At 62.6% G+C, this 9,006-nt stretch carries 8 protein-coding genes; 6 read left to right on the top strand and 2 right to left on the bottom strand.

Going from position 1 to position 9,006, the window contains the following annotated elements:
- The 3 genes from BFP96_RS21760 to araH all read left to right on the top strand — a co-directional run.
- On the top strand, positions 1–816 hold an 816-nt coding region (locus BFP96_RS21760), incomplete at its 5' end, for a substrate-binding domain-containing protein (protein ID WP_065936992.1).
- On the top strand, positions 813–2,315 hold the full coding sequence (araG, locus tag BFP96_RS21755) for an L-arabinose ABC transporter ATP-binding protein AraG (protein WP_065936991.1): 1,503 nt from the start codon (positions 813–815) through the stop codon (positions 2,313–2,315). The genes BFP96_RS21760 and araG, both read left to right, overlap by 4 nt.
- 9 nt (positions 2,316–2,324) lie before the next feature.
- Positions 2,325–3,293, top strand: a complete 969-nt coding sequence (araH, locus tag BFP96_RS21750) for an L-arabinose ABC transporter permease AraH (RefSeq protein ID WP_065887779.1) — start codon at positions 2,325–2,327, stop codon at positions 3,291–3,293.
- Between the two features lie 114 nt (positions 3,294–3,407).
- Here the strand turns inward: araH and BFP96_RS21745 are convergent, their stop codons facing one another.
- Entirely contained in the window at positions 3,408–4,556 is a 1,149-nt protein-coding gene (locus BFP96_RS21745) for an aldose epimerase family protein (RefSeq protein WP_065892960.1), read from the bottom strand.
- Positions 4,557–4,694: 138 nt separating this feature from the next.
- Between BFP96_RS21745 and BFP96_RS21740 the strand changes: the two genes are divergently transcribed.
- The gene (locus tag BFP96_RS21740; RefSeq protein WP_065892961.1) at positions 4,695–5,462 is read left to right on the top strand and encodes an SDR family NAD(P)-dependent oxidoreductase; all 768 of its coding nucleotides are present in this window, start codon (positions 4,695–4,697) and stop codon (positions 5,460–5,462) included.
- 162 nt (positions 5,463–5,624) lie between these two features.
- On the opposite strand, the gene BFP96_RS21735 is transcribed toward BFP96_RS21740, so the two are convergent.
- Entirely contained in the window at positions 5,625–6,611 is a 987-nt protein-coding gene (locus BFP96_RS21735; protein ID WP_065936994.1) for an AraC family transcriptional regulator, read from the bottom strand.
- A gap of 65 nt (positions 6,612–6,676) precedes the next feature.
- Here BFP96_RS21735 and BFP96_RS21730 point away from each other — a divergent pair, with 65 nt between their 5' ends.
- Both BFP96_RS21730 and yghU read left to right on the top strand, forming a co-directional pair.
- The gene (locus tag BFP96_RS21730) at positions 6,677–7,903 is read left to right on the top strand and encodes an MFS transporter (RefSeq protein ID WP_065892962.1); all 1,227 of its coding nucleotides are present in this window, start codon (positions 6,677–6,679) and stop codon (positions 7,901–7,903) included.
- A gap of 44 nt (positions 7,904–7,947) precedes the next feature.
- Positions 7,948–8,775, top strand: a complete 828-nt coding sequence (gene yghU / locus BFP96_RS21725) for a glutathione-dependent disulfide-bond oxidoreductase (RefSeq protein ID WP_065936990.1) — start codon at positions 7,948–7,950, stop codon at positions 8,773–8,775.
- The last annotated feature ends 231 nt before the right edge of the window (positions 8,776–9,006 follow it).

Here is a 9,006-nt window from a genome sequence, read left to right as displayed (position 1 = left end):
GTGATCAAGATCGCCGTGCCGGATGGCGAGAAAACCCTGTCGGCCATCGACAGCCTGGCCGCCAACGGCGCCAAGGGCTTTGTGATCTGCCCGCCGGATGTGTCCCTCGGCCCGGCAATTGTCGCCAAGGCTAAGGTCAACGGCCTCAAAGTGATGGCCGTGGACGACCGCTTTGTCGATGCCAAGGGCAACTTCATGGAAGACGTGCCGTACCTGGGCATGGCCGCGTTTGAAGTGGGCCAGAAACAGGGCGCCGCCATGGCCGCCGAAGCGAAAAAACGCGGCTGGGACTGGAAGGACACCTACGCGGTGATCAACACCTTCAACGAACTCGACACCGGCAAGAAACGCACCGACGGCTCGATCAAATCTCTGGAAGAAGCCGGCATTCCCAAGGACCATATCCTCACCGCCGCGCTTAAAACCCTCGACGTGCCCGGCAGCATGGACGCCACCAACTCGGCCCTGGTCAAGCTGCCCAGCGGCGCGAAAAACCTGATCATCGGCGGCATGAACGACAACACCGTGCTCGGTGGCGTACGTGCCACTGAAAGCGCCGGCTTCAAGGCCGCCAACGTGATCGGCATCGGCATCAATGGCACCGACGCCATCGGCGAATTGAAGAAAGCCGACAGCGGCTTCTTCGGCTCGATGCTGCCAAGCCCGCATATCGAGGGCTACAACACCGCGCTGGCGATGTACGAGTGGGTCACCACCGGTAAAGAGCCCGCCAAATACACCGCCATGGACGAAGTGACCCTGATCACCCGCGCCAATTTCCAGGAAGAACTGACCAAGATCGGGCTGTGGAAATGACCGCTGCGGCCCTGCGTTTTGACGGTATCGGCAAAACCTTCCCTGGGGTCAAGGCGCTCGATGGCATCAGCTTCACCGCGCACCCGGGGCAAGTGCACGCCCTGATGGGCGAGAACGGTGCGGGTAAATCGACGCTGCTGAAGATCCTCGGCGGCGCCTATATTCCCAGCAGCGGCACGGTGCAGATCGGCGAGCAGACCATGGCCTTCAAGAACGCCGCCGACAGCATTGCCAGCGGCGTGGCGGTGATCCATCAGGAGCTGCACCTGGTGCCGGAAATGACCGTGGCCGAGAACCTGTTCCTCGGGCATTTGCCGTCGCGTTTTGGCGTGGTCAACCGCGGCGTGCTGCGCCAGCAGGCGCTGGCGTGCCTCAAGGGCCTGGCCGATGAAATCGATCCCCAGGAAAAGCTCGGGCGCCTGTCCCTGGGCCAGCGCCAACTGGTGGAAATCGCCAAGGCGCTGTCCCGCGGCGCCCATGTGATTGCCTTCGATGAACCGACCAGCAGCCTGTCCGCCCGCGAAATTGATCGCTTGATGGCAATCATCACGCACCTGCGCGATGAGGGCAAAGTGGTGCTCTATGTCTCCCACCGCATGGAAGAAGTGTTCCGTATCTGCACTGCGGTCACGGTGTTCAAGGACGGGCGCTTCGTGCGCACCTTCGAGGACATGAGCGCGCTGAGCCACGATCAGTTGGTGACCTGCATGGTCGGCCGCGATATCCAGGACATCTACGACTATCGCCCGCGCGAGCACGGCGAAGTGGCCCTCAAGGTCGACGGCCTGCTCGGTCCCGGCCTGCGCGCGCCGATCAGTTTCAACGTGCGCAAAGGCGAAATCCTAGGCCTGTTCGGCTTGGTGGGGGCAGGGCGCACGGAACTGTTCCGCCTGCTCAGCGGCCTGGAACGCGCCAGTGCCGGCCATCTGGAGCTGTGCGGTGAGCCGCTGCAATTGCGTTCACCGCGCGATGCCATCGCGGCCGGCGTACTGCTGTGCCCGGAAGACCGCAAGAAGGAGGGCATCATTCCGCTGTCCAGCGTTGCTGAAAACATCAACATCAGTGCCCGGGGCGCGCATTCGGCGTTCGGCTGGCTGTTGCGCGATGGCTGGGAGAAGGGCAACGCCGACGGGCAAATCAAGGCGATGAAGGTCAAGACGCCGAGCGCCGAACAGAAAATCATGTACCTGTCCGGCGGCAACCAGCAAAAGGCCATTCTCGGCCGCTGGCTGTCGATGCCGATGAAGGTGCTGCTGCTGGACGAGCCCACGCGCGGTATCGACATCGGCGCCAAATCGGAGATCTATCAGATCATCCACAACCTCGCGGCCCAGGGTATCGCGGTGATCGTGGTGTCCAGCGACCTGATGGAAGTCATGGGCATTTCCGACCGCATCCTGGTGCTGTGCGAAGGCGCCATGCGCGGTGAACAACTGCGCGAAAACGCGACTGAATCCAACCTGCTGCAGCTGGCCTTGCCGCGCGGCCTGGCGAACTGAGAGACGACCATGACCCTTCAAAACAACGCGTTGCCCTCGGCACGCAAACCCCTCGATCTGCGCGCACTGCTCGACAATTGGGCCATGCTGCTGGCGGCGATAGGCATCTTTGTGCTGTGTGCCTTGTTGATCGATAACTTCCTCTCGCCGCTGAATATGCGCGGGCTGGGCCTGGCGATTTCCACGGTGGGCATTGCCGCGTGCACCATGCTGTTCTGCCTGGCTTCCGGGCATTTCGACTTGTCGGTGGGCTCGGTGATTGCCTGCGCCGGGGTGGTGGCGGCGATTGTGATGCGCGATACCGACAGCGTGATGCTGGGCATCGGCGCGGCGCTGTTGATGGGCTTGATGGTGGGCCTGATCAACGGCATCGTCATCGCCAAGCTGCGGGTCAACGCGTTGATCACGACCCTGGCGACCATGCAGATCGTGCGTGGCCTGGCCTATATTTTTGCCGACGGCAAAGCGGTGGGCGTGTCCCAGGATCAGTTCTTCGTGTTCGGCAACGGCCAGTTGTTCGGCGTGCCGGTGCCGATCCTGATCACCATCGTGTGCTTCCTGTTCTTCGGCTGGTTGCTCAATTACACCACCTACGGGCGCAACACCATGGCCATCGGCGGTAACCCGGAAGCGGCGTTGCTGGCCGGCGTGAACGTGGATCGCACCAAGATCCTGATCTTCGCCGTGCACGGTTTGATCGGCGCGTTGGCCGGTGTGATCCTGGCCTCGCGCATGACCTCCGGCCAACCGATGATCGGCCAGGGTTTCGAGCTGACGGTGATATCGGCGTGCGTGCTGGGCGGGGTGTCATTGAGTGGCGGTATCGGCATGATTCGCCATGTGATTGCCGGGGTGTTGATCCTGGCGATCATCGAGAATGCGATGAACCTGAAGAACATCGACACGTTTTATCAGTATGTGATCCGTGGCTCGATCCTGCTGCTGGCCGTGGTCATCGACCGCATGAAACAACGCTGAGTTATGCCATGTGAGGACTAAATGTGGGAGGGGGCTTGCCCCCGATAGCGGTGAGTCAGTTGATGCATCTGTAGCTGACCCACCGCAATCGGGGGCAAGCCCCCTCCCACAGTTTTAATCGGCAGTGAATTTAAAAATGGTGTTCTGGGTATAGGTTTGCCCCGGGTTCAAGCGAGTCGAGGCAAAACCAGGCTGGTTAGGCGCATCCGGAAAATGCTGGGTTTCCAGGGTGAATCCGCTCCAATGCTGATAGGCCTTGCCGCCCTTGCCCTTCATCGAACCGTCCAGGAAGTTGCTGGTATAGAACTGCACCCCAGGCTCGCTGGTGTAGAGCTGCAAGCGTCGACCCGACTCGGGGTCATGCACCTCGGCCGCCAGCTGCTTGACGTCACCCTTGGTATCCAGCGCCCAGTTGAAGTCAAACCCGCCCTGTTTCGGTTCGGCAAACTTGAGCTGCGGGTGGTCGTCCTTGATGTGCTGGCCGATAGGTGTGGGCTTGAGGAAGTCCATCGGCGTGCCCTTGACCGGCGCCAGTTCGCCGGTGGGGATCAGGGTGGCGTTCACCGGTGTGTAATGGCTGGCGTGCAGGGTGGCGACCTGCTTGAGGATGTCGCCATTGCCCGCGCCGGCCAGGTTGAAGTAGCTGTGGTTGGTGAGGTTGAGCACGGTCGGTTTGTCGGTGGTGGCGGTGTAATCGATGTGCAGTTCGTTCTTGTCGTTCAGGCGATAGGTGACTTCGGTTTTCAGGTTGCCGGGGAAGCCCATTTCACCGTCCTTGGACAGGTAGGTGAGGGTGACCCCGACCGAATCCTTGTCCTTGAGCGGCTTGGCTTGCCACACCTGCTTGTCGAAGCCCTGGGCGCCGCCATGCAGCGAGTTGGGGCCGTCGTTGAGCGGCACCTGGTAGCGTTTGCCGTCGAGTTCAAAGGCACCGCCGGCCAGGCGATTGCCGAAGCGCCCAATGGTCGCGCCGAAAAACGCGGTGCCGGCCTGGTAGCCCTGCACGTCGTCAAAACCCAGCACCACGTCGTCGACCTTGCCGTGTTTGTCCGGCACCTTCAGCGACTGCAGCACACCGCCGTAGGTAATCACCGTGGCTTGCATGCCATGGCTGTTGCGCAGCACGTATTGTTCGACGGCGGTGCCGTCGTTGGTTTTGCCGAAGGGTTTGTGTTCGCTGCTCAAGCCGGCGGCATGTGCGCCGCCGCTGGCGATCAGCATGGACAGCGCCAGGCCGGACAGCAGGTATCGAGGGTGCTTCATGGTCGAACTTCCTTTTGTTGTTTTAGGATTGAATAGTTCTACTAATGTGCGATATTTCGTCACTTGGACAGCGAATTTATAGCCTTTAACGCCGATTTCGTAAAATAAAATAAGACTAATTGATCGAGGCATCACGTTATGAGTACTGAGCACGCCCTGTATCCCGACCTCAAGGGCAAGACCGTAATGATCTCCGGCGGGGCCTCCGGCATCGGCGAATTCATGGTGCGGGCCTTCGCGGCCCAGGGCGCCAAGGTGGCCTTCGTGGACCGCGCACAAAGCCAGGGCGAACGCCTGGCGGCACTGTTGAACTCCAAGGGGCATACCGTCGAGTTCGAATGCTGCGATATCACCGACGAGATTGGCTATCGCGCCGCGATCGGGCGCTTCGAACACTCCCTGGGCCCGATCACGGTACTGGTCAACAACGCCGCGAACGATGTGCGCCATACCTTGGAGGAAATCGACTCGGAGATGTTCGACCGCCTGATTGCGGTCAACCTCAAGCACGCGTTCTTTGCCGCCAAGGCCGTGGCACCGATGATGAAACACGCCGGTGGCGGCTCGATCATCAACCTCGGCTCTGTCGGCTGGATGATGGCCTCCGCCGGCTACCCGGTGTACGCCGCCAGCAAGGCCGCCGCCCATGGCATGACCCGCGGCCTGGCTCGAGAGCTGGGGCCGCACCGCATCCGCGTCAACACGCTGGTGCCAGGCTGGGTGATGACGGAAAAACAACTGGCCCTGTGGGTGGACGACGCCGCCCGCGAGCTGATCGCCCGCAGCCAGTGCCTGCCGGGCAGTGTGATGCCTGAGCATATCGCCAATATGGCGCTGTTTTTGGCTTCCGACGCCTCGGCGATGTGTTCGGCGCAGAACTTTATCGTGGATGGGGGTTGGGTGTAGAAACGCGACTATCAAACGATGAGGATGAAGTGTGGGAGGGGGCTTGCCCCCGATAGCGGTGTGTCAGCCAGCTTATATGTTGACTGGTACACCGCCATCGGGGGCAAGTCGAATCGTCGCACCGCCCCTCCCACATTTGAAAAGCGGTGCTGCTCCAGGCCTTCATATCGAGCGCCTGGCCGCGCCGGGCGGCTGTCCGGTAATGCGCTTGAAGGCACGGCTGAACGCCGCCTGGGAGGTATAGCCGAGGCGTTGCGCCACGGTGTCGATGGGCATGCGCTCCAGGGTCAGCCATTGGCTGGCCAGGCGCATACGCAGTTCCGTGGCATAGCGCAGCGGCGGTACGCCGAGGGCGGCCTGGAAGCGATCGGCGAACACCGAGCGCGAGGTGTGACACTGGGCGGCAAGCTGCGCCACGCTCCAGTCGTGGCCCGGTTGCTGATGCAAGGCGAGCAGGGCGGGGGCCAGGCGCGGATCGCGTAACGCCGCCACCAGACCCGAGGCGTTGCCACAGGCGCACTCGACCCAACCCCGTACGATCATCGCCGCCACCACATCGGCGAGGCGCGCGAGGATGCCGGCATAACCCACGCGCGCCGTGGACACTTCGCGTTCCATGACCGCCAGAATCGGCATCAGCCCCGGGTAACGCTGGCCTGCGGCATCGATCAGCATCAGGGCGGGCATCAGGTTGCCGAGCCCCTGGAGGCTGCCGAGCTCGAACTCCATACATGCACTGAACAACAGCCTGTCGGGGACGGTATCGGGTGAGGCGTTCACGGCGCAGACGGTATCCCCCAGCGGTGCGCTGTCGAAATCACTGATGTCCTGCACAGCCGCATCCGGCGCGGATAACAGCGCGTGCGCGCCGCCGTGGGAGACGAACACCGCGTTGCCGGCCGACAGGGCGAAAAGGCTGCCGTCCTCGGCACGCAGCGTGGCGTGACCGGCCGCGAGGAAGTGAAAATAGGCATGGCCCGGCTTGGCATCAAAGGCCATGCCGAACGTAGGCCCGGCCTGGATGCGCCGGTACTGCACACCCCGCAGGCGCATGCCGCGCAGCAATTCATTGATCAGGTCGGAGGAAGCGGTGAAAGCGTCCACTGAAGTCATATTCGGGGTTTCAGTCAAATAATCGAGGTTCTGCATCATAGATCATCCAGGCCGGCCTACCTAGACTGAGCGCCACGTTAATGACTGTAGGAAGACTTGTTATGACTGATTGTGCAGCCCATGCGCCTGCAGGCGTTGTGGCAGAGCCGGCCTGGATGGCGGTATTTTCCCTGGCGATGGGGGTGTTCGGCTTGCTCACGGCTGAGTATTTGCCGGCCAGCCTGTTGACGCCGATGGCCCTGGACCTGGGCGTTACAGAGGCACTGGCCGGGCAAGCGGTCACGGTGACGGCGGTAGTGGCGCTGTTCGCCGGTTTGCTGGTGCCCGGGCTGACCCGTGGTATCGACCGGCGCATCGTGCTGCTGGGCTTTTCCACGCTGATGATTGCCTCCAACCTGCTGGTGGCGCTGTCCTCCAGCCTGACGGTGCTGTTGCTGATGCGCATCCTGCTGGGCATTGCCCTCGGCGGTTTCTGGAGCATGGCGGCGGCGGTGGCAATGCGCCTGGTGCCTGCGGCGTCCTTGCCCCGGGCGCTGTCGATCATTTTCAGCGGGATTGCATTGGGTACCGTGGTCGCCGTGCCGCTAGGCAGCTACCTGGGCGGCCTGTACGGCTGGCGCAGTGCGTTTATCGCGGCGGCCGCCGTCGGCGTGGTGACCCTGGCCTTCCAGGCATTCACGCTGCCGCGCCTGGCGCCCAATGGCACCGCGCGCCTGCGCACCGTGCTGCACGTGTTGCTGCGCCCCGGCATCGCCATGGGCATGTTCGGCTGCGTCTTGGTGCACACCGCGCATTTCGCGCTGTTCACTTATATCCGGCCGTTCCTGGAAAGCACCACTGGGGTTGGCACCGAAGGGCTGGCGCTGATGCTGCTGGGTTTCGGCGTGGCGAACTTCGCCGGCACGCTGTTTGCCGGTTGGTTGCTGGTGCGCCACCCACGGGCAACGCTGGTGTTGATGCCGGTGCTGGTGGGCGTTGCGGCACTGGCGCTGGTCTGGCTGCCTGCGTCACTGCCGACCCAGGCGCTGCTCCTGGCGCTCTGGGGCATGGCGTTTGGCGGCGTGCCCGTGGCGTGGTCGAACTGGGTCGCGCGTGCGGTGCCGGATCAGGCCGAAAGTGCCGGAGGCATGGTGGTGGCGTCGGTGCAGTCGGCCATCGCTGCGGGCGCTGCCGGTGGCGGGTTGATGTTCAGCGTCAGCGGCATTGGTGGAGTGTTTGTCGGGGCGGGTGTGTTGATGCTGCTCGCGGCGTTGCTCATCGCACTGCGTGTGCAGGTACCAGGGCAGGACGGTGACCTGAGTGTGACGCACCACCCGTCTTTGGTTTAGTCTCAAACCCTTCGTTGATCGCAAGCGCTCCAGGAGCATTGAACATGGCTGACTACGTACCCCCCAAGGTCTGGACCTGGGACGCCGAAAGCGGCGGCACCTTCGCCAGCATCAACCGGCCCATCGCCGGCGCCACCCATGAGCAAGCGCTGCCGGTGGGCAAGCATCCCTTGCAGCTGTATTCCCTGGCCACGCCCAACGGGCAGAAGGTCACCATCCTGCTCGAAGAGTTGCTGGCCCTCGGGCACACCGGCGCCGAATACGACGCCTGGCTGATCAAGATCGGCGACGGCGACCAGTTCGGCAGCGGCTTCGTGGGGGTCAACCCGAATTCGAAGATTCCGGCGTTGATGGACCACAGCGGCGCGGCGCCGATTCGCGTGTTCGAGTCGGGCGCGATCCTGCAATACCTGGCCGAAAAATTCGCGGCGTTCTTTCCCGCCGAACCTGCGGCGCGTGCCGAGTGCCTGTCGTGGCTGTTCTGGCAGATGGGCAGCGCACCGTATCTGGGCGGCGGCTTCGGGCATTTCTATGCGTATGCGCCGAGCAAGATGGAGTACCCGATCAATCGCTTTGCCATGGAGGCCAAGCGTCAGCTGGATGTGCTGGACAAGCGCCTGGCGGTGAGCGAGTACATTGCCGGGGATGAATACACCATTGCCGATATCGCTATCTGGCCCTGGTACGGCGGGTTGGTGAAAGGGCGTTTGTATGGGGCGGCGGAGTTTCTGTCGGTGCATGAATACAAGCATGTGTTGCGCTGGGCCGATGCGATTGATGCGCGGCCGGCGGTGCAGCGTGGGCGGCGGGTGAATCGGGTGTCGGGTGACGATCAGTTGGCTGAGCGCCATGATGCGCGTGATCTGGACTGAGTGAAATCCAAGTGTGGGAGGGGGGCTCCCGATGGCGGCCTCTCAACCGACGGGTATCCATCTGACACACCTTGGTCCAAATGTGGGAGAGGGCTTGCCCCCGATGGCGGCCTCTGGGCCGACCAGGATGCTGGGTTGAGTACATATCCGTTTCTGCGGTCACGGCCACTTAGGGTTCCGCCCTGACGGCGGGTCACTTTGGAAAAGCCCCAAAGTAACCAAAGGGCTCTT

The sequence above is a fragment of the Pseudomonas sp. 34 E 7 genome, from assembly GCF_900005715.1.
Taxonomy (GTDB): domain Bacteria; phylum Pseudomonadota; class Gammaproteobacteria; order Pseudomonadales; family Pseudomonadaceae; genus Aquipseudomonas; species Aquipseudomonas orientalis_A.
The sequence above is the reverse complement of the archived record's forward strand: the minus strand, read 5'-3'. Positions and strand labels throughout refer to the sequence as shown.